At 54.5% G+C, this 18,676-nt stretch carries 15 protein-coding genes and 1 pseudogene; 7 read left to right on the top strand and 9 right to left on the bottom strand.

The genetic code is table 11. From position 1 onward, the window contains the following. Window positions 1-376: 376 nt before the first annotated feature. A complete protein-coding gene (locus C3F35_RS09540) occupies window positions 377-532 on the top strand; it encodes a hypothetical protein (RefSeq protein WP_158251938.1) in 156 nt (51 codons plus the stop codon). A gap of 133 nt (window positions 533-665) precedes the next feature. Here C3F35_RS09540 and arsC read toward each other — a convergent pair whose 3' ends face one another. From arsC to C3F35_RS09525, 3 genes are read right to left on the bottom strand one after another with little or no spacing between them, the layout of a single operon-like run. Then, window positions 666-1,091 carry a glutaredoxin-dependent arsenate reductase gene (arsC, locus tag C3F35_RS09535; protein ID WP_103793125.1) on the bottom strand — a complete coding sequence of 142 codons (426 nt, stop codon included), beginning with the start codon at window positions 1,089-1,091 and terminating at the stop codon, window positions 666-668. Window positions 1,092-1,103: 12 nt separating this feature from the next. Beyond that, on the bottom strand, window positions 1,104-2,393 hold the full coding sequence (locus tag C3F35_RS09530) for an arsenic transporter (protein ID WP_103793126.1): 1,290 nt from the start codon (window positions 2,391-2,393) through the stop codon (window positions 1,104-1,106). Between the two features lie 44 nt (window positions 2,394-2,437). Continuing rightward, complete coding sequence (locus C3F35_RS09525) at window positions 2,438-2,758, bottom strand: transcriptional regulator (RefSeq protein ID WP_032616217.1); 321 nt, start codon at window positions 2,756-2,758, stop codon at window positions 2,438-2,440. A gap of 85 nt (window positions 2,759-2,843) precedes the next feature. Here C3F35_RS09525 and arsH point away from each other — a divergent pair, with 85 nt between their 5' ends. After that, entirely contained in the window at window positions 2,844-3,524 is a 681-nt protein-coding gene (gene arsH, locus C3F35_RS09520) for an arsenical resistance protein ArsH (RefSeq protein ID WP_103793127.1), read from the top strand. A gap of 107 nt (window positions 3,525-3,631) precedes the next feature. On the opposite strand, the gene C3F35_RS09515 is transcribed toward arsH, so the two are convergent. From C3F35_RS09515 to cpdB, 3 genes are all read right to left on the bottom strand, one after another. Further along, window positions 3,632-4,033 carry a hypothetical protein gene (locus C3F35_RS09515; RefSeq protein ID WP_103793128.1) on the bottom strand — a complete coding sequence of 134 codons (402 nt, stop codon included), beginning with the start codon at window positions 4,031-4,033 and terminating at the stop codon, window positions 3,632-3,634. Window positions 4,034-4,227: 194 nt separating this feature from the next. Beyond that, window positions 4,228-5,319 (bottom strand): YadA C-terminal domain-containing protein, encoded by a 1,092-nt coding sequence (locus C3F35_RS09510; RefSeq protein ID WP_199186157.1) that lies wholly within the window; start codon window positions 5,317-5,319, stop codon window positions 4,228-4,230. A gap of 1,115 nt (window positions 5,320-6,434) precedes the next feature. After that, the gene (gene cpdB, locus C3F35_RS09505; protein WP_103793129.1) at window positions 6,435-8,378 is read right to left on the bottom strand and encodes a 2',3'-cyclic-nucleotide 2'-phosphodiesterase; all 1,944 of its coding nucleotides are present in this window, start codon (window positions 8,376-8,378) and stop codon (window positions 6,435-6,437) included. A 190-nt stretch (window positions 8,379-8,568) separates the two neighbouring features. On the opposite strand from cpdB, the gene cysQ reads away from it, so the two are divergent. Beyond that, window positions 8,569-9,309, top strand: a complete 741-nt coding sequence (cysQ, locus tag C3F35_RS09500; RefSeq protein ID WP_032616220.1) for a 3'(2'),5'-bisphosphate nucleotidase CysQ — start codon at window positions 8,569-8,571, stop codon at window positions 9,307-9,309. Here cysQ and C3F35_RS09495 read toward each other — a convergent pair. Further along, on the bottom strand, window positions 9,303-9,860 hold the full coding sequence (locus C3F35_RS09495) for a YtfJ family protein (protein WP_032616221.1): 558 nt from the start codon (window positions 9,858-9,860) through the stop codon (window positions 9,303-9,305). The genes cysQ and C3F35_RS09495 overlap by 7 nt on opposite strands. 322 nt (window positions 9,861-10,182) lie before the next feature. Here C3F35_RS09495 and C3F35_RS09490 point away from each other — a divergent pair, with 322 nt between their 5' ends. After that, the gene (locus C3F35_RS09490) at window positions 10,183-10,389 is read left to right on the top strand and encodes a DUF1107 domain-containing protein (protein WP_032616223.1); all 207 of its coding nucleotides are present in this window, start codon (window positions 10,183-10,185) and stop codon (window positions 10,387-10,389) included. A 57-nt stretch (window positions 10,390-10,446) separates the two neighbouring features. Here the strand turns inward: C3F35_RS09490 and C3F35_RS09485 are convergent, their stop codons facing one another. After that, entirely contained in the window at window positions 10,447-11,784 is a 1,338-nt protein-coding gene (locus C3F35_RS09485; protein WP_032616224.1) for a hemolysin family protein, read from the bottom strand. 362 nt (window positions 11,785-12,146) lie between these two features. Here C3F35_RS09485 and C3F35_RS27055 point away from each other — a divergent pair. After that, a pseudogene (locus C3F35_RS27055) lies at window positions 12,147-12,302 on the top strand (LacI family DNA-binding transcriptional regulator); the annotation flags it as partial. On the opposite strand, the gene msrA reads toward C3F35_RS27055, so the two are convergent. Continuing rightward, on the bottom strand, window positions 12,303-12,944 hold the full coding sequence (gene msrA / locus C3F35_RS09475; protein ID WP_032616225.1) for a peptide-methionine (S)-S-oxide reductase MsrA: 642 nt from the start codon (window positions 12,942-12,944) through the stop codon (window positions 12,303-12,305). A gap of 224 nt (window positions 12,945-13,168) precedes the next feature. Here msrA and tamA point away from each other — a divergent pair, with 224 nt between their 5' ends. Beyond that, window positions 13,169-14,902, top strand: coding sequence for an autotransporter assembly complex protein TamA (gene tamA / locus C3F35_RS09470; protein ID WP_032616226.1), 1,734 nt, complete (start codon window positions 13,169-13,171; stop codon window positions 14,900-14,902). Continuing rightward, window positions 14,899-18,675 (top strand): autotransporter assembly complex protein TamB, encoded by a 3,777-nt coding sequence (gene tamB, locus C3F35_RS09465; RefSeq protein ID WP_103793130.1) that lies wholly within the window; start codon window positions 14,899-14,901, stop codon window positions 18,673-18,675. The genes tamA and tamB overlap by 4 nt, the downstream gene beginning before the upstream one ends. Window position 18,676: the final 1 nt, after the last annotated feature.

Below are 18,676 nucleotides of genomic sequence, written 5' to 3'. Positions count from 1 at the left end.
ATGACAGGCAAACATTGGGTCGGGTATTTATCGCTGCCACTATGGTCGGTGAAACAGGAACAGAAGTCCTGCCGAAACCGTACGTCTCTGACTGTGTAGAGAGGCCAGTGGTGAGCATCTGGCGTCAGCGCCAGCAGCAAGTCGTGCGTATACAGGTTGAGCAGGAGCCGGCAAGGTTTAAGGCAGGGCAGGGTGGAGACTACGGCTGTCGCCAAGTCGAGAGAATATCAGGCTGTTCAGCTGTCGTTATCACCAGGCTCCCCCCCTCCGACCAGGTAACGCAGGTGGCCGACGTAAAAATTTCAGGATGCTAATGACAAATGAAAAATCCGTTCTAAGATTCTGTAGCAAGAAAAGTGAGAATAAGGAGTTTCTTATGACATTAGCTATGCTGGCTGTTTTATCCGCGCTACTGATTGTTTCCGGGCTTATCTACATTTTGAGGCAGTTAATGAATGCCTGGTGTGACCCGGAACATCCTCAGACAGGGAACTCTCTCCCTGGAACAGCAGACGATCTCTTAAAACGGTAAAACGGATAACCCAGGGGGGAGGTATCGCTGATCCTCATCTGGCGCACTCTGTACTACGTTTTATATCTGCTATGCGCGACAGGCGGACGCCCGCACAGAGTACACGGGCGTCCATTAACGTGACGTGGACAGATTACTTAACCCGCTTCCCCGTTTCGTCAATGACCTTCTCGCCATCCTCTTTGGTAAACATGCCTTTCTGATCTTCCGGCAGAATATCCAGCACGACTTCTGACGGGCGGCAAAGACGCGTGCCAAGCGGCGTCACTACGATGGGGCGATTAATCAGGATCGGATGCTGAAGCATAAAATCAATCAACTGCTCATCCGTAAATTTCTCTTCACCAAGACCCAGTTGTTCATAGGGTTCAACGTTCTTACGCAGCAGTTCCCGAACTCCAATCCCCATATCTGAAATCAGTTTAATCAGCTCGTCCCGGGTCGGTGGCGTATCGAGATAGTAAACGATGGTCGGTTCGTTACCGCTGTTACGGATCATCTCCAGCGTGTTGCGTGAAGTGCCGCAGGCCGGGTTGTGATAAATGGTAATGTTGCTCATATCAATATCTCATTACAAAGTGACAGAGAGCCGCCACGCCAGCGCGGCCAGAGTGACTAACAGCACGGGCACCGTCATGATAATGCCGGTACGGAAATAGTATCCCCAGGTGATCGTGATATTTTTCTGGGCAAGCACATGCAGCCACAGCAGGGTTGCCAGACTGCCAATCGGGGTGATTTTCGGGCCTAAATCGCAGCCAATCACGTTGGCATAAATCATGGCCTCTTTGACAACGCCCGTCGCGGTACTGCCGTCAATCGACAGCGCGCCAATCAACACCGTTGGCATATTGTTCATCACCGACGACAGGAACGCCGTCAGAATGCCGGTGCCGAACGTTGCAGTCCATAACCCCTTAGCTGCCAGCAGGTTCAGTACGCCTGACAGGTACTCCGTAAGCCCTGCATTACGCAGACCATAGACCACCAGATACATGCCCAGCGAGAAAACAACGATCTGCCATGGCGCACCGCGCAGGACTTTCCCCGTATTGATGGCATGACCTCTTTTCGCTACCGCAAACAGCACCGCTGCGCCAGAAGCCGCTATCGCGCTGACCGGGATCCCCATCGGCTCCAGTACAAAGAAACCGATAAGCAGCAGTAACAGCACAATCCAGCCCGCCCTGAAGGTCGCCGGATCCTTTATCGCACTGGCAGGAGTTTTCAGCAGCGAAATGTCATACGTCGCCGGTATATCCTTGCGAAAGAAGAGGTGCAGCATGACCAGCGTGGCTGCAATCGCGGCCATATCCACAGGGATCATCACGGAGGCGTACTGCGCAAAGCCCAGATCGAAGAAATCCGCCGAGACGATATTCACCAGGTTAGACACAATGAGCGGCAGGCTGGCTGTATCGGCGATAAATCCTGCGGCCATGACAAAGGCCAGTGTCGTGCCCTGGCTGAACCCCAGCGCAAGCAGCATCGCAATCACAATTGGCGTCAGGATCAGCGCGGCGCCGTCATTGGCAAATAACGCAGCAACGGCGGCACCGAGTAACACTATCCAGGTAAACAGCAGGCGGCCACGTCCGTTACCCCATCGGGAGACGTGCAGTGCAGCCCATTCAAAGAACCCGGACTCATCAAGCAGCAGGCTGATAATGATGACCGCAATAAATGCCGCCGTCGCGTTCCAGACGATATTCCAGACAACGGGAATATCAGCAATATGAATGACACCGGTTCCCAGCGCCAGCGCAGCCCCGATACTCGCGCTCCAGCCAATACTCAGGCCTCTGGGTTGCCAGATCACCAGCACCAGCGTCAGTAAAAATATACTCCCTGCCACAAGCATTTTAGACTCCATTATATATGATTATGTGAATGTGTTTTTCTGTCTCAGCAGGCGGTGCAGGCTGATTTATTCAGCCATTCACGTACATCTTCCCGCAGACACTGCCAGGACGACGTGATGGTCTCCGCTGCCCACGCCGGTATGTGGGGTGACAGGCGATAGTGGATCCACTTGCCTTCCCGGCGGTCAAGAACCAGCCCCGCCTCGCGGAGAATAGCCATATGGCGCGAGATTTTGGGCTGCGATTCAGCGGTGGCCGCGCAGATATCGCAGACACACAGCTCTCCAGACTCCCGCAAGAGCATCACGATGGCGAGCCGTGTTTCATCGGACAGGATTTTAAAAAGCTGAACAGGTTGTAGCATGATTCACTCCGTTCCCTTTAGAATATACATATGCTAATTCATATGTATTGATTTTGAAATCACCTGTTCTCCCCGGAGGAGAAAAATGGAACAATTTCCTGCCCTGAACACTGAATGCTTTGATCGACACATCGCTGAACGCCTGCACCTGCAGGAACCGCCACGCATTCTGATTCTGTATGGCTCAGTAAGGGAGCGATCCTACAGCCGCTTTGCCGCAGAGGAAGCCGGTCGCCTGCTGACGGCGATGGGCGCGGAGGTGAAACTCTTTAATCCCTCTGGTTTGCCCCTGCCAGATGATGCGCCGGATACGCACCCGAAAGTCACCGAGCTGCGCGGTCTGGTCAGATGGTGTGACGGTATGGTCTGGAGTTCCCCGGAACGACATGGGGCGATGAGCGCAATTATGAAGGCGCAGATCGACTGGATACCCTTAAGTGAAGGCGCGATCCGTCCTTCGCAGGGCAAAACACTTGCAGTCATGCAGGTTTGCGGCGGTTCGCAGTCTTTTAACGCCGTGAACCAGATGCGCATTCTGGGTCGATGGATGCGGATGTTCACTATCCCCAACCAGTCCTCAGTAGCGAAAGCCTGGCAGGAATTTGATGAGAATGGCCGGATGAAACCCTCTTCCTGGTATGACCGTATTGTCGATGTCACCGAGGAGCTGTTCAAGATCACGCTACTGCTTAAGGGGCAAACCGGCTATCTTGCCGATCGTTACAGCGAGCGAAAAGAGAGATCACAAAAAGACGCTGGACGATGAATCACCCGCAGAGAGTCTTAACTTATGTGTTGCATCCATGAGTTGACTCATCGCGACAAGCCGACATTAAACCTTTTCAATAACGTGTCGGCTTATCCAGGCGTGTATTACTGCGCTTTCAGGATACCGGACTGTCCCTGTTTATTGGTCCAGGTGATATCGCAACCTGTACCGGTGTACAGAACAGAGAGCGTGACGCCCATCTGAGTCTGCACTTCATCCATATTCTTCTTAACATGTTTAACGTGTTTTGGCGCGAAGCCGTTCACTTTTTTCACCTGACAGGAACTGTCGGCCTGTACTTCCAGCATGCTGTCAGAATAGGTGGTGAGTCCTTTGCTCATGTTCGGCGTGTTTGGGTGCACTGGCTCTGCCAGTTCATCCATTTGTGTTTTGCCACTCTGCTCAAGCTGCTGGCGATATTTTTCGCTGATGGCATAAGCCGTAGACATGGAAGCAACGGTGATGAAAACAGCCAGCAGGCCTGTTCCAAAAGTAAGTTTATTCATTGTCGGTTCCTGATTAATGATGTTTTGCGAGCGTTGCGATCTCTCATATTCTTAGTATTAATTGCTTCATATGGCGAGGACCAGAAAAAGCGCCAATCGTCATAATACTGAGACCAAAAGACGCAACACATGAAAGAGTAGCGTACTGCTTACATCAGAAAGCCGCCCTGTAAGGCGGCTTCAACATTTAGCGATTACCAGCCGTATGACACGCCAGCACCTACAACAAAATTATGTTGTGTATCGTTAGACACGGAGCTTTTAACGACCACGTTTTCCGTAGCGCGGGCAGAGAAGCCAACCGCTAACGCGCTCTCGCCATCGGTATTACCCACGCCAGCGCCGACGCTGAAGTTTTGAGTATTGGTAACTTGTGGAATGTTAGCCATTGCCGCAACGCCTGCGATTCCCGCCGAAGCACGTTGGCGGTTTTCCTCAACCTTATTTTTAAGCGCACCGAACTTGCTATTCGTTTCGCTTTCCAGAGTCTGAATACGGCTTTCGTGATCGGCCAGCTCGGCAGAATGAGCGGCAACAGTCGCATCCGTTTTGCGGCGTGCTTCATTTTCTGCGGCGATCTGTTGATCGACGGCGGCCAGGCTGCGGGCCTGTTTCACAACCTCGCCGTTAACCCGGGCGGTCTCCTGCGCATTGGCGGCAATGCCTGCGGCGTTGTTTTCGATTTCTGCGGTGACCTGCTGATCGACAGCGGCAAGGCTACGGGCCTGTTTCACGACTTCGCCGTTAACACGGGCAGTTTCCTGCGCATTGGCGGCAATGCCTGCGGCGTTGTTTTCGATAGCTTCCGCTTCGTTATCGATCTGCGCCTGATAGGTATCAATCGTCACCGGATCATTTTTAACCGTTACGGATTCATTAGCGGTAGGTATCGCTTTTGGCGCGTCAGTTTCACCGGTCGTGATAGTGATTGGCGTCTCTAACACTGGTTTAGCCGTGATCATCGGCGTGAATTGCGTCGGCTGCGGGTTTACAGTCGGTTTAGTCATGCCCGCATACACTGGCGTCGGTGGGGTGATCTGCGGGGTGGCCTGCGGAATAGCCTGCGGCGCAAGGATCGGCGTCTTCTGCATAATTGGTGTTTGTTGCTGAATTACCGGGATAGCGTCGGGCTCAGCTTGCGCGAATACACTGCCTTTGGAGCTGCGCGTCTGGCTTTCACCGTTCTTGGCTTGTGCCGATACGGTATAAGCCAGATTGTTAGCCGAAGCCTTCAGCGCAGAAAACAGACGCGTATCATGTGCGTCGCGCTCATCGTCCTGGCTCACTTTATAAACTGAAGTATAGCCATCCCTTAAAGAGACAGTTTGGCCTTGAGTAGAAGGTGCATTGATAGTGCCATAGTTACTGGAAGCACTCACATTTGTTGCAGAAAGTGCGACCGCGCCCGCGATTACGAGTGAAAGTGTGGATCTTTTCATAGTGTTTGTTAAACTCGAAAATGCTGTAAATGATCAGCTGAAAATAATGCGTTACAGATAGTTAGGTGGTTGCCGCCATCTAACTATCACCCTAACTTCTTCCATGAGATTCATGAACGAAGTACTCTATGTGATTAATAATTAACGAATTGAAGTAAGCAACCTCGCTTTTTAAGTCATATATTTTTTAAAAAAATGACATGCCAATGAATTACCAGACTGTCATGTGAACGGTAATGAAAATGGTAAAGGTATTGTTAATTACTTAAATAACAAATTAACAATTAATTTAATTCGATAACCGAACAAACATAATATTCCTTCATATTTAATGACATGCGATATCAGTGGTACCGTTTACACAATAATTGCGTGATCGTGGCTGCACTATCCCCGGATTTAATTTCTCCTTCCTTGATTTATATCAATAATTTCACATAGGCATATTTAGCCATACATTTTTTACCCTAAATTTCAGACTTTATATCGTGAAGTAATACGTATCCCGAGAGAGTATCGGCTTAATTTTTAAGACATATTTTTCTTTGCGAATTATGCGGAAAGAATGAATGGTGAATTAACGCTCATATGTCATTGAGGGTAGTTTGTTTTTTTGTTCTGCTTTTTAGTAATAGTTGGGTTTTTTATGCTTCTTTTTCTAAATTAATATCTGAATCTGCACTTAGAAATTAAAAAGAATATAGTTTTTTACTCGGCGCTTAAGGGGGTTTTTTCCACTAAATGGGACGATGCAGGACAGGGACGGTTCCCGGTCGTTGTTCTCTCAACCCATCACGTTGAGCGAGTGACCTCAGGCTTCATCGCAATAGTTCAGGTGCCCTCTTGAGCCATCGTTGCAACGATACCAGGCACCTTTCCCTGCCGTTTTGCTTATACCTTGTACGGTCTGACTGCCGGGTAGCGGCTTCGCCTTACCCGGCCTTCAGAAACCTTCACTTCGGTTATTTGCTTAAATCCACCTGATAAATCGCAAACCCAATGTCATCGGTTGCGACCTGCTGCATCGGATACTGCGCTTTCTCTTTGATAAACGCCGCCGCTTTTTCTGATGGCGACGTCTCAAAGCGAACATCCAGCTTCACCTTGCTGGCGATCGGTGCCAGACGCCAGTTGTTGTCCGCTGCCGGATGAATTTCACCACTCTTTTTCGACTGCTCACCGATCCACGCAGCCAGCACCGAGCGGTTCTCATCCGGTGAAGCGAAGGCGATATGGCTGTCGCCGGTTCCGGCAAACTTACCGCCGTAGGCGCGATAGTTATTGGTCGCCACCAGGAAGGTCGCTTTAGGGTCGATTGGCTTACCGTTAAAGGTCAGGTTCTTGATACGCTCCGCCTGGGCGTTCACCACCTGGCACTCGCCGTCATATTTCGCCGGCTGCGAGACATCAATCTGATACTCCACGCCGTCGATTACGTCGAAGTTATAGGTACGGAACCCGTCCCAGTTAATAAGCGACTGCGGTTGGGGGCTGTTCGTATCGATCTGGTTGAATTGTCCAGCAGAGCACTCCAGCCACTCTTTCACCTCCTGGCCGGTCGCTTTCACCACTACCAGGGTGTTCGGATAGAGATAGAGATCGGCGGCGTTACGGAAGGTCAGCTGGCCTTTTTCCACTTCGACGTAGCTGGCCGGATCGTTCTTACGTCCGCCCACTTTAAATGGCGCGGCAGCAGAGAGTACTGGCAGTTTCGCCAGGTCCGGGTCGCCCTGAATATAGCGCTCCACGTAGGCTTTCTGCGCCATGTTCACCACCTGTACGGTGGGATCGTCCTGCACCAGCGACAGGTAGCTGTACATGTTGTCCGAGGATTTACCGATCGGTTTGCTGACAAACTCACGGGTAGCGTCGTGATCGTGTTTCAGCACCTCGACGATGTTTTTATCCTCACCCACCAGCGCTTTTTTGGCGGCCAGATCGTAAATCGGTCGCGCTTCGGCCTTCGACTGCGTCACCTGCCATTTGCCGCCGTCATTATTCAGCACCAGATCGACCACCCCGAGGTGATCCCCCCACATGCCCGGCATGACAGCAGGTACACCGTTCAGCGTTCCTTTGGCAATATCAGCCCCTTTAATGCTGGCGAAATCTTTGCCCGGGAACACTGCGTGCGCGTGGCCGAAGAGAATGGCATCAACGCCTTTCACTTCGCTGAGGTAGTAGACGGAGTTTTCCGCCATCGCCTGATACGGATCGGCAGACAGACCCGAGTGCGCCACGACGACCACCAGATCGGCACCTTTCTCACGCATCTCCGGCACATACTTACGTGCAGTTTCGGTAATGTCGTTAACCGTCACTTTGCCGCTCAGGTTGGCCTTATCCCAGGTCATGATTTGCGGCGGTACAAAACCGATATAGCCAATCTTCAGGGTCTGCGTTTTCCCGTCCTGATCGACCACGGTCGTCTCTTTGATCAGATAAGGGGTGAACAGCGGCTTATTGGTTTTAACGTCGATGATATTGGCGTTAACGTACGGGAATTTGGCCCCGGAGAGCGCCATATGCAGATAATCCAGCCCGTAGTTAAACTCGTGGTTGCCGAGGTTACCCACCGCGTAGTCCAGGGTGTTCAGCGCCTTATAGACCGGATGAACATCGCCCTTTTTCAGACCTTTCGCAGCCATGTAATCGCCAAGCGGACTACCCTGAATTAAGTCCCCGTTATCGACCAGCACGCTGTTTTTCACTTCGCTACGGGCGGCATTAATCAGGCTGGCAGTGCGAACCAGGCCAAATTTTTCCGTCGGTGCATCTTTGTAGTAGTCGAAGTCCATCATATTGCTGTGCAGGTCGGTCGTTTCCAGAATGCGGAGATCAACTGTCGCTGCCTGTACGCTCGCGGCAATCAGCGTCGCCAGGAGCGTTGCGCTAAACTTAATCATCAGAGGAGTCCTTTTTTTGAAGCAGGCCACAAAAGAATATGTATCTATATTTTTTTGCTTACAGAATTGTGAATCCTGCCAGAAAAAAGTGCCCTGAAACCGGAATTGCTTCACAGATAGCGGATTTATTCACAATGCGATATAAATAAAACAAAGAGTTAAACCCACTGTGTTAACAAAGAGGTGGAGAATGTTAGATAAAATTTGTCAGCTCGCACGGGATGCGGGCGATGCCATTATGCAGGTCTATGATGGCAAGATCCCGATGGACGTGCTCAGCAAAATCGACGACTCGCCGGTAACCGCAGCGGATCTCGCGGCACACAGAGTGATCCTGCAAGGTCTGCAGGCGCTGACGCCCGATATTCCGGTGCTGTCAGAAGAAGATCCTCAGCCCTGGGAAGAGCGCCAGCACTGGCAACGTTACTGGCTGGTTGATCCGCTGGACGGTACCAAGGAGTTCATCAAACGTAATGGTGAATTCACCGTCAACATTGCCCTGATTGAGAATGGCAAAGCGGTGCTGGGTGTGGTCTATGCCCCGGTGCTGAACGTGATGTATAGCGCCGCCGAAGGCAAAGCCTGGAAAGAAGAGTGCGGCGTGCGTAAACAGATTCAGGTACGTGATGCCCGGCCACCGCTGGTGGTCATCAGCCGCTCGCACGCCGATAACGAACTGCAGGAGTACCTGCATCAGTTAGGTGAGCATCAGACGACGTCGATCGGTTCCTCGCTGAAGTTCTGCCTGGTAGCAGAAGGGCAGGCGCAGCTGTATCCCCGCTTTGGGCCGACCAACGTCTGGGATACGGCGGCAGGTCACGCCGTTGCCGCCGCTGCGGGAGCACACGTTCACGACTGGCAGGGCAAGCCGCTCGACTATACCCCGCGTGAATCGTTCCTCAATCCCGGCTTCCGGGTCTCGCTTTACTGACCGAGCAGCTTATGCAGCAGGGCAACCACCTGCTGCACCTCTTCCTGTGTCAGCGATCCGTCTTTGGCCCATTGAATGCGGCCTTCTTTATCCAGCACGGCAATCGCTGAACTCTCTTCTTGCAGCTGCCATGCGGCGCGCGCCGTGCCGTTGCTGTCGACGATAATCTGCGACCACGGATAGAGCTTTTTATTGCTCTCAAGGCTGCTACGTACAAACATGCCAGAGCCAGGAATCGCATCGTCGGTATTGACGATGGTGGTCGTCTGGTAGTGATCTCTTGGCAAATTTGCCGCCTTGATCGCTTCAATTAAGGTTGCGTTTTTCTCTTTTGCTGACGAGCGACCGGCAATATGTAGCACAACTCGCACTTTGCCTGGGAGCTGCGCGCTATTCCAGGTTTTATAGCTAAACTTATCATTGTCGAGGATCAATTCTCCCCGGTCGGCAATGCCCACCGGCGGCACACGTTGTCCCTTATCAAAATTATGTGCGGAAGCCATCAGTGGCAGCATCAGGCAGGCAGTTGCCAGAATGTTACGTAGAGTCATGGTGTTTCCTTATTTTTTAGCAGGTGATCCGACCACTTGGTCTGACGTTTAATCATAAGTGCGATTGCGGCGCTTTACCCGCAATCCCGGTGCCAGAGTGAGGCGGAACGCACATATCTGCGCAAAAACGAAGGCTTATACTGCTCGAAAGTTACCATTGCAAAGAATATTCTGATTATTTGTCATCAAAAGGTAAATAAACTTATGCAGACTGGGTATCACCGTTTTTCTGGACTATAGTCATTGGGCAATAAATTTGCGCTCCAGAGGGTCGGCCCGATTGTGGTGCCGCAAGAGCGTATGATTCGCAGGAGATAATAGAATGAAAATTTTCCAACGCTACAATCCGCTTCAGGTGGCGAAATACGTAAAAATCCTGTTCCGTGGACGGTTGTATATCAAGGATGTTGGCGCTTTTGAGTTCGATAAGGGCAAAATCCTTGTCCCAAAAGTGAAGGATAAACAGCACTTTTCTGTGATGTCCGAAGTCAACCGTCAGGTTATGCGTCTGCAAACTGAGATGGCTTAACCAACGTGCTATGCAGTAAAAAAAACGGCTCCCGAGGGAGCCGTTGATGTTTCTGGCTTAGGCCGACGCGTTCTCTTCGGCGTCCGGCAGTTTCGGCACCAGCACGGTCGGCTTGTTGTCGATGCGCGTCACCAGCAGCTGGTCGATGCGGTAGTTGTCGATATCCACCACTTCGAACTTATATCCCGAGAATTTCACCGAGTCGGTGCGTTTCGGGATCTTACGCAGCATAAACATCATAAAGCCGCCAATGGTCTCGTAGTTGCCGGACTGCGGGAACTCGTCGATATCCAGCACGCGCATCACGTCATCGATCGGCGTACCGCCGTCCACCAGCCATGAGTTCTCATCGCGCGCCACAATCTGTTCTTCCAGACCCTGGCCCACCAGATCGCCCATCAGCGTGGTCATCACGTCATTGAGCGTGATGATCCCCACCACCAGCGCGTATTCATTCATGATTACCGCGAAGTCTTCCCCGGCGGTTTTGAAGCTTTCCAGCGCTTCGGAGAGCGTCAGGGTGTCCGGCACAATCAGCGTATTGCGGATCTGGACGCCGCTGTTCAGCGCCAGGCTCTGGTTCGCCAGCACACGGTTCAGCAAGTCTTTGGAATCCACATAGCCGATGATGTGGTCAATATCCTCATTACAGACCAGGAACTTGGAGTGCGGATGTTCCGCCACTTTGTTCTTCAGGCTCTGCTCGTCTTCGTGCAGATCGAACCAGATCACGTTCTCGCGGCCGGTCATTGACGACGGCACGGTACGCGACTCCAGCTCAAACACGTTCTCGATCAGCTCATGCTCCTGCTTACGCAGCACCCCTGCCAGCGCACCGGCTTCGAACACCGCGTAGACATCATCAGAGGTGATGTCGTCTTTACGTACCATCGGCAGCTTGAACAGGCGGAAGATGGTGTTTGCCAGGCCGTTAAAGAACCACACCAGCGGGCGGAACACGAACAGGCAGAAGCGCATCGGGTTGATGATGCGCAAAGCCACGGCTTCGGGCGCAATCATACCGATGCGTTTCGGGGTCAAGTCGGCAAACAGAATGAACAGGCCGGTCACCAGCGAGAAGGAGAGGATAAAGCTCAGTTGCTCGGAGAGTTCAGGGGAGAAGTAGTTAGAGAAAACGCTATGAAACACCGGGGAGAATGCGGCGTCGCCGACGATACCGCCCAGGATGGCGACGGCATTAAGGCCAATTTGCACTACGGTGAAAAACATCCCCGGATTTTCCTGCATTTTCAGGACCCGTTGGGCATTAAGGTTGCCATCATCGGCGAGCAGCTTAAGTTTGATTTTACGGGATGCGGCCAGAGAGATTTCCGATATCGAGAAAAATGCACTGACAGCGATTAGACAAAGTATGACTAAGATACTGTTTAACATAGTTTATCCGGCTTCTCGCCAGATCCTCAGAGATAATACTGTGAAGAGACATTGAGTACCCGCTCGTAGCGTTGAGCCGGTTATTTACGCGGCTAGTATAGCGTAAAGGCGTGTAAATCTGCCAGAGGTCACGTTTTACACATATTTTGAGGGTAAATGTATGCCGGGTAACGCAAGGTGGTACCCGGCATAGCAGGGGGGGAACTGCCTGCTCTGCTCTCGCACCAGATACCTCTCTCCCGTACGATAGGGCGCAGCTTCCATCGTCAGGCCATCGTATAACCCGCGTTTTGTGTTCGAGGGATGTTAAGCGACACCTCCTGCACCCGCAAAAGGCCAGGGGAGCGATGGTCCGCACCGCGCGGGATCGGGGTATAAACGCTGTGCAACTATTGCAGACGCAGCTCAACCGGCCGCAGGCACCGGTTTTGAAGTTGCTGTTAAAGGGTAAAGAGATAAAGGACGGTTCGGTGAGCAATGCCATGCGCCACGCGGCTCGCGTGGCGCTAAACCGATAATCAGGCCAGTTGTGGCGGCAGGCATACGCCGATGCCACCGATACCGCAGTAGCCGTACGGATTTTTATGCAGGTACTGCTGGTGATCGTCTTCCGCGTAGTAGAACGGCAGCGCGGTGGCGATCTCCGTGGTGACCTGACGGTCGTCGTTTGCCGCGAGCATCGCCTGCTGGAAGCGCGCCAGGCTGTCGCGGGCCGCCGCGTCCTGTTCCGGGGTGAGCGGATAGATCGCCGAGCGGTACTGGGTGCCGTGGTCATTGCCCTGACGCATACCCTGTGCCGGGTCGTGGTTTTCCCAGAACACCTGCAGCAGCTGTTCATAGCTGATCACGTTCGGGTCATACACGACCCGCACCGCCTCGGCATGACCGGTCTGGCCGGAGCAGACTTCGCGGTAGGTTGGGTTAGGGGTATAGCCGCCGGTGTAGCCCGCAGCGGTGCTGTAGACGCCAGGCAGCTGCCAGAACAGGCGCTCCACGCCCCAGAAACAGCCCATCGCGAACAGGGCGATAGCCATGCCGTCGGGGACGTTGGTCATTGAGTGACCGTTCACGGCGTGCAGGGTGGCGACTGGCATAGGGGTGTTCCGTCCCGGTAATGCATCCGCCTGAGCAACAAGGTGCTTTTTATCGAATAAACTCACGGTGTGACCTCCGGGTAGGTGATGTTTGGGTTAAGGTTGTCACGACGCGTTTAATTGAACACAATAAATGCCGTGAATGAGTCTAGATTTAAACATAAGAAATATTAGGTTGTTTAACCATTTTTCAACCCGTGTATTGGGTTTTGGGCTTTATGCCGTGATCTGCCGCGGAGCGGCAATTCATCTGCTTCCAGGGGTGGAAACAAGGATATTCAGGAGAAAACGTGCCAAAAATCCGCCAGTTATGTTTAGTCAGTTTCTTGCTGACAAGCGGAATCGCCGACGCGGCGAATGTTCGTTTGCAGGTTGAGGGGTTATCCGGGAAACTGGAAAAAAACGTACGCGCACAGCTCTCCACGATCCAGAGCGACGAAGTGACGCCAGACCGCCGCTTCCGCGCCCGCGTGGATGACGCCATCCGTGGCGGTTTAAAAGCGCTCGGCTACTACGAACCCACTATCGACTTCGAACTGCGTCCACCTCCGGCCAAAGGGCGGCAGGTATTGATTGCCCGCGTCAAGCCGGGCGAGCCGGTGCTGATCGGCGGCACGGACGTGGTGCTGCGCGGCGGCGCGCGCACGGATCACGACTACCTCGATCTGCTGAATACGCGACCGAAAAACGGCACCGTGCTTAATCACAGCGATTACGACGGCTTCAAAAAAGATCTGACCAAAGTAGCGCTGCGCAAAGGCTATTTCGACAGTCAGTTCAATAAAAGCCAGCTGGGCATTGCCCTCGACAGACGCCTGGCATTCTGGGATATCGACTACGACAGCGGCGAACGTTACCGCTTTGGCGACGTCACCTTTGAAGGGTCGCAAATTCGCGACGAATATCTGCAAAATCTGATCCCCTTCAAAGAGGGCGACTATTACCAGTCGAAAGATCTGGCCGAGCTTAACCGCCGCCTCTCTGCCACCGGCTGGTTTAACTCAGTAGTGGTAGCCCCAGAATTTGATAAAGCGCGGCAGACCAAAGTGCTGCCGCTGCACGGCGTGGTCTCGCCACGCACCGAGAACACCATTGAGACCGGGGTCGGTTACTCCACCGACGTCGGCCCGCGGGTCAAAGCGACGTGGAAAAAGCCGTGGATGAACTCCTACGGCCATAGCCTGACCACCAACGCCAGCATCTCTGCTCCCGAACAGCAGCTGGATTTCAGCTATAAAATGCCGCTGCTGAAAAACCCGCTTGAGCAATATTACCTGGTGCAGGGCGGCTTTAAGCGCACCGATCTGAACGATACCGAAGCCGACTCCACGACCCTCGCGGTGTCACGCTACTGGGATCTCTCCAGCGGCTGGCAGCGCGCCATTAACCTGCGCTGGAGCCTCGACCACTTTACCCAGGCCAATGTAACCAACACCACCATGCTGCTCTATCCGGGGGTGATGATCAGCCGGACCCGCTCCCGCGGCGGGCTGATGCCGACCTGGGGCGATTCTCAGCGCTATTCAGTGGATTACTCCAATACCGCCTGGGGTTCAGATGTCGATTTTGTCGTGGTGCAGGCGCAGAACGCCTGGATCCGCACCCTCTACGATCGTCACCGCTTTGTGATGCGCGGCAATCTGGGCTGGATTGAGACCGGCGATTTCGAAAAAGTGCCGCCGGATCTTCGCTTCTTCGCCGGGGGCGATCGCAGTATTCGTGGCTACAAATACAAATCCATCGCGCCAAAAGATGACGACGGCAAGCTGATCGGGGCCTCGAAGCTGGCCACCGGCTCGCTGGAGTATCAATACAACGTCACCGGAAAATGGTGGGGCGCGACCTTTATCGACAGCGGGGAAGCGGTAAGCGATATCCGCCGCAGCGACTTCAAAACCGGCGCGGGCGTTGGAGTGCGCTGGGAGTCACCGGTCGGGCCGATCAAGCTCGATTTCGCCGTGCCGGTGGGTGATAAAGATGAACACGGTTTACAGTTTTACATCGGTCTGGGGCCTGAATTATGAGTTTATGGAAGAAAATCAGCCTCGGCGTTGTGCTGTTTGTTCTGCTGCTGCTGTCTGCGGTGGCCTTTCTGGTGGGCACCACCAGCGGGCTGCATCTGCTGTTTAAAGCGGCCAACCGTTGGGTGCCGGGGCTGGAGATTGGCCAGGTCACCGGCGGCTGGCGCGACCTGCATCTGAAAAACGTCCGCTATGACCAGCCGGGCGTGGCGGTCACCGCGGGCGATCTGCACCTGGCGGTGAAGCTCAGCTGTCTGCGTGACAGCAGCCTGTGCGTTAACGATCTGTCGTTAAAAGATGTGTTCGTGACGATCGATTCGAAAAAAATGCCGGAAGCGGCACCCCCTGCTGAAGAGGAGAGTGGGCCGCTGGATCTCTCCACGCCATACCCGATTTCGCTTAACCGGGTGGCGCTGAATAACGTCAACGTCAAAATCGATGACACCACCGTGTCGGTGATGGACTTCACCTCGGGCCTGCGCTGGCAGGAGAAAAACCTGACCCTGACGCCGACCGCCCTGCAGGGGCTGCTGATTGCCCTGCCGAAAGTAGCGGACGTGGCGCAGGAGGAGATCGTCGAGCCAAAAATTCAGAATCCGAAGCCGGAAGAGAAGCCGCTGGGCGAAACGCTGAAAGATCTCTTCTCTAAACCGGTCCTGCCGGAGATGACCGACGTTCATCTGCCGCTGAACCTCAACATCGAAGAGTTTAAGGGCGAGCAACTGCGCCTGACCGGCGATACGGACCTGACGGTCTTCAACATGCTGCTGAAGGTGAGCAGTATCGACGGCAATATGAAGCTCGACGCGCTGGATATCGACACCAACCAGGGGAGCGTCAACGCCACCGGTAATGCGCAGCTGCGCGATAACTGGCCGGTGGACATCACTCTCAACAGCAGCCTGAACATCGACCCCATCAAGGGCGAAAAGGTGAAGCTGAAGGTCGGCGGTGCCCTGCGTGAGCAACTGGAGTTTGGCGTGAACCTCTCCGGCCCGGTGGATCTGGTGCTGCGCGGCCAGACCCGGCTTGCAGAGGCGGGCCTGCCGCTCAACCTGGAAGTGGTCAGTGAACAGCTGTACTGGCCCTTCACCGGCGAGAAGCAGTATCAGGCCGATAACGTGAAGCTGAAGCTTACCGGCAAAATGACCGACTACACCCTGTCGTTCCGCACTGCGGTGAAAGGGGAGGGGCTACCGCCTGCGGGCATTACCCTTGATGCGAAGGGCAACGAACAGCAGATCAACCTCGATAAGCTGACGGTCGCGGCGCTGGAGGGCAAAACCGAACTGACGGCGCTGCTCGACTGGCAGCAGGCGATCAGCTGGCGCGGGGAGTTGAAGCTCACCGGGATCAACACTGCCAAAGAGGTGCCGGACTGGCCATCGAAGCTCGACGGCCTGATTAAAACCCGCGGCAGTCTGTACGGCGGCAGCTGGCAGATGGATGTGCCGGAGCTGAAAATTACCGGCAACGTGAAGCAGAACAAGGTGGATGTGCATGGCTCGCTGAAGGGCAACAGCTACCTGCAGTGGATCATTCCCGGCCTGCACGTGGCGCTGGGCCGCAATACCGCCGACATCAAGGGCGAGCTGGGGGTGAAAGATCTGGATCTGGATGCCACCATCGATGCACCGAATCTTGATAATGCCTTGCCGGGGCTTGGCGGAACGGCGAAAGGGCTGGTGAAAGTGCGCGGCACGGTCGAGGCCCCGCAGCTTCTGGCTGACATCACCGCTAACGGCCTGCGCTGGCAGGAACTCACCATTGCCCGCGTGCGCGTCGATGGCGATGTAAAATCCACCGACCAGATCGCCGGACACATGAACCTGCGCGTGGATCGTATTTCGCAGCCGGGGGTTAACCTCAATCAGGTTACCCTGGAGGCCAAAGGCAGCGAGAAACAGCACGACCTCCAGCTGCGTGTCCAGGGCGATCCGGTCTCGGGTCAGCTGCATCTGGCGGGCAGTTTTGACCGCAAAGAGATGCGCTGGAAAGGCTCGCTCGACAACACCCGCTTCGCCACCCCGGTGGGGCCGTGGTCGTTAACCCGCTCGATTGCGCTGGATTACCGCAATGCGGAGCAGAAGGTCAGCATCGGGCCACACTGCTGGACCAACCCGAACGCTGAGCTGTGCGTGCCGCAGACTATTGATGCCGGGGCCGAAGGGCGGGCGGTAGTGAACCTCAACCGCTTTGACCTGGCGATGCTCAAGCCGTTTATGCCGGACGCCACCCAGGCCAGCGGCGTGTTTAGCGGTAAAGCGGATGTGGCCTGGGATACCACCAAACCGGGGCTGCCGCAGGGCAACGTCACGCTCTCCGGGCGCAACGTGAAGGTCACGCAGGTGGTGAACGACGCGCCGCTGCCGCTGGCATTCACCACGCTCAATCTTACCGCCGATCTGCACAACAACCGCGCCGAGCTGGGCTGGCTGATCCGCCTCGCCAACAACGGCCAGTTTGATGGCCAGATCCAGGTAACCGATCCGCAAGGGCAGCGTAACCTGGGCGGCAACGTCAATATCCGCAATCTCAACCTGGCGATGGCCAACGCCATTTTCTCACGGGGCGAGAAAGCGGCAGGGATGCTGAACGCTAACCTGCGGCTGGCTGGTAACGCGCAAAGCCCGCAGCTCTTCGGTCAGATGCAACTGAACGGGGTCGATATCGACGGCAACTTTATGCCGTTCGATATGCTGCCGAGCCAGCTGGCGATGAACTTCAACGGCATGAGCTCGACGCTGACCGGGACCGTACGCACCCAGCAGGGGCAGATCAACCTCAGCGGCGATGCCGACTGGAGCCAAATCGATAACTGGCGCGCGCGGGTGGCGGCTAAGGGCAGCAAGGTGCGCATCACGGTGCCGCCAATGGTGCGTTTAGACGTCTCGCCGGACGTGGTCTTTGAGGCCACGCCACAGCTGTTCACCCTTGATGGCCGTGTCGATGTGCCGTGGGCGCGTATTGTGGTGCATGACCTGCCAGAAAGCGCGGTGGGCGTCTCCAGCGACGAGGTGATGCTCGACAAAAATCTGCAGCCGGAAGAGACCAGGCGGGCCTCTATCCCGATCAACAGCAACCTGATCGTGCATGTGGGCAACAACGTGCGGCTGGATGCCTTTGGCCTGAAGGCGAGGCTCACCGGCGATCTGAAGGTCGCGCAGGATAAACAGGGGCTGGGCCTGAACGGGCAGATCACTATCCCGGAAGGGCGCTTCCACGCTTACGGGCAGGATCTGCTTGTCCGCAAAGGCGAGCTGCTCTTCTCCGGTCCACCGGATCAGCCGCTGCTGAATATCGAGGCGATTCGTAATCCAGAGGCCACCGAGAATGACGTGATCGCGGGGGTGCGAGTCACTGGCACCGCTGATGAACCGAAAGCGGAGATATTCTCCGACCCGGCCATGTCCCAGCAGGAAGCGCTCTCATACCTGCTGCGCGGGCAAGGTCTGGACAGCAATCAGAGCGACAGTGCGGCGATGACTTCAATGTTAGTCGGTCTGGGGGTTGCACAAAGTGGTCAGGTTGTGGGTAAAATCGGGGAGACGTTTGGCGTAAGCAATCTGGCGCTGGACACCCAGGGGGTCGGTGACTCTTCACAGGTGGTGGTCAGTGGCTATGTACTGCCGGGTCTGCAGGTGAAATATGGCGTGGGGATCTTTGACTCGCTGGCGACACTCACGTTACGCTATCGCCTGATGCCTAAGCTATATCTGGAAGCGGTGTCTGGCGTAGATCAGGCACTCGATTTGCTCTATCAGTTTGAGTTTTAGC

The organism is Leclercia sp. LSNIH3, assembly GCF_002935105.1.
GTDB classification, from domain to species: Bacteria; Pseudomonadota; Gammaproteobacteria; order Enterobacterales; family Enterobacteriaceae; genus Enterobacter; species Enterobacter adecarboxylatus.
The sequence above is the reverse complement of the archived record's forward strand: the minus strand, read 5'-3'. Positions and strand labels throughout refer to the sequence as shown.

Bases quoted from the DNA above. Each gene is read 5' to 3' on its own strand.
- arsC (WP_103793125.1), bottom strand. From the start codon at position 1,091: ATGAGCAACATTACCATTTATCACAACCCGGCCTGCGGCACTTCACGC.
- cpdB (WP_103793129.1), bottom strand. From the start codon at position 8,378: ATGATTAAGTTTAGCGCAACGCTCCTGGCGACGCTGATTGCCGCGAGC.
- cysQ (WP_032616220.1), top strand. From the start codon at position 8,569: ATGTTAGATAAAATTTGTCAGCTCGCACGGGATGCGGGCGATGCCATT.
- C3F35_RS09540 (WP_158251938.1), top strand. From the start codon at position 377: ATGACATTAGCTATGCTGGCTGTTTTATCCGCGCTACTGATTGTTTCC.
- C3F35_RS09525 (WP_032616217.1), bottom strand. From the start codon at position 2,758: ATGCTACAACCTGTTCAGCTTTTTAAAATCCTGTCCGATGAAACACGG.
- C3F35_RS09530 (WP_103793126.1), bottom strand. From the start codon at position 2,393: ATGCTTGTGGCAGGGAGTATATTTTTACTGACGCTGGTGCTGGTGATC.
- C3F35_RS09490 (WP_032616223.1), top strand. From the start codon at position 10,183: ATGAAAATTTTCCAACGCTACAATCCGCTTCAGGTGGCGAAATACGTA.
- C3F35_RS09515 (WP_103793128.1), bottom strand. From the start codon at position 4,033: ATGAATAAACTTACTTTTGGAACAGGCCTGCTGGCTGTTTTCATCACC.
- tamB (WP_103793130.1), top strand. From the start codon at position 14,899: ATGAGTTTATGGAAGAAAATCAGCCTCGGCGTTGTGCTGTTTGTTCTG.
- C3F35_RS09495 (WP_032616221.1), bottom strand. From the start codon at position 9,860: ATGACTCTACGTAACATTCTGGCAACTGCCTGCCTGATGCTGCCACTG.
- C3F35_RS09485 (WP_032616224.1), bottom strand. From the start codon at position 11,784: ATGTTAAACAGTATCTTAGTCATACTTTGTCTAATCGCTGTCAGTGCA.
- arsH (WP_103793127.1), top strand. From the start codon at position 2,844: ATGGAACAATTTCCTGCCCTGAACACTGAATGCTTTGATCGACACATC.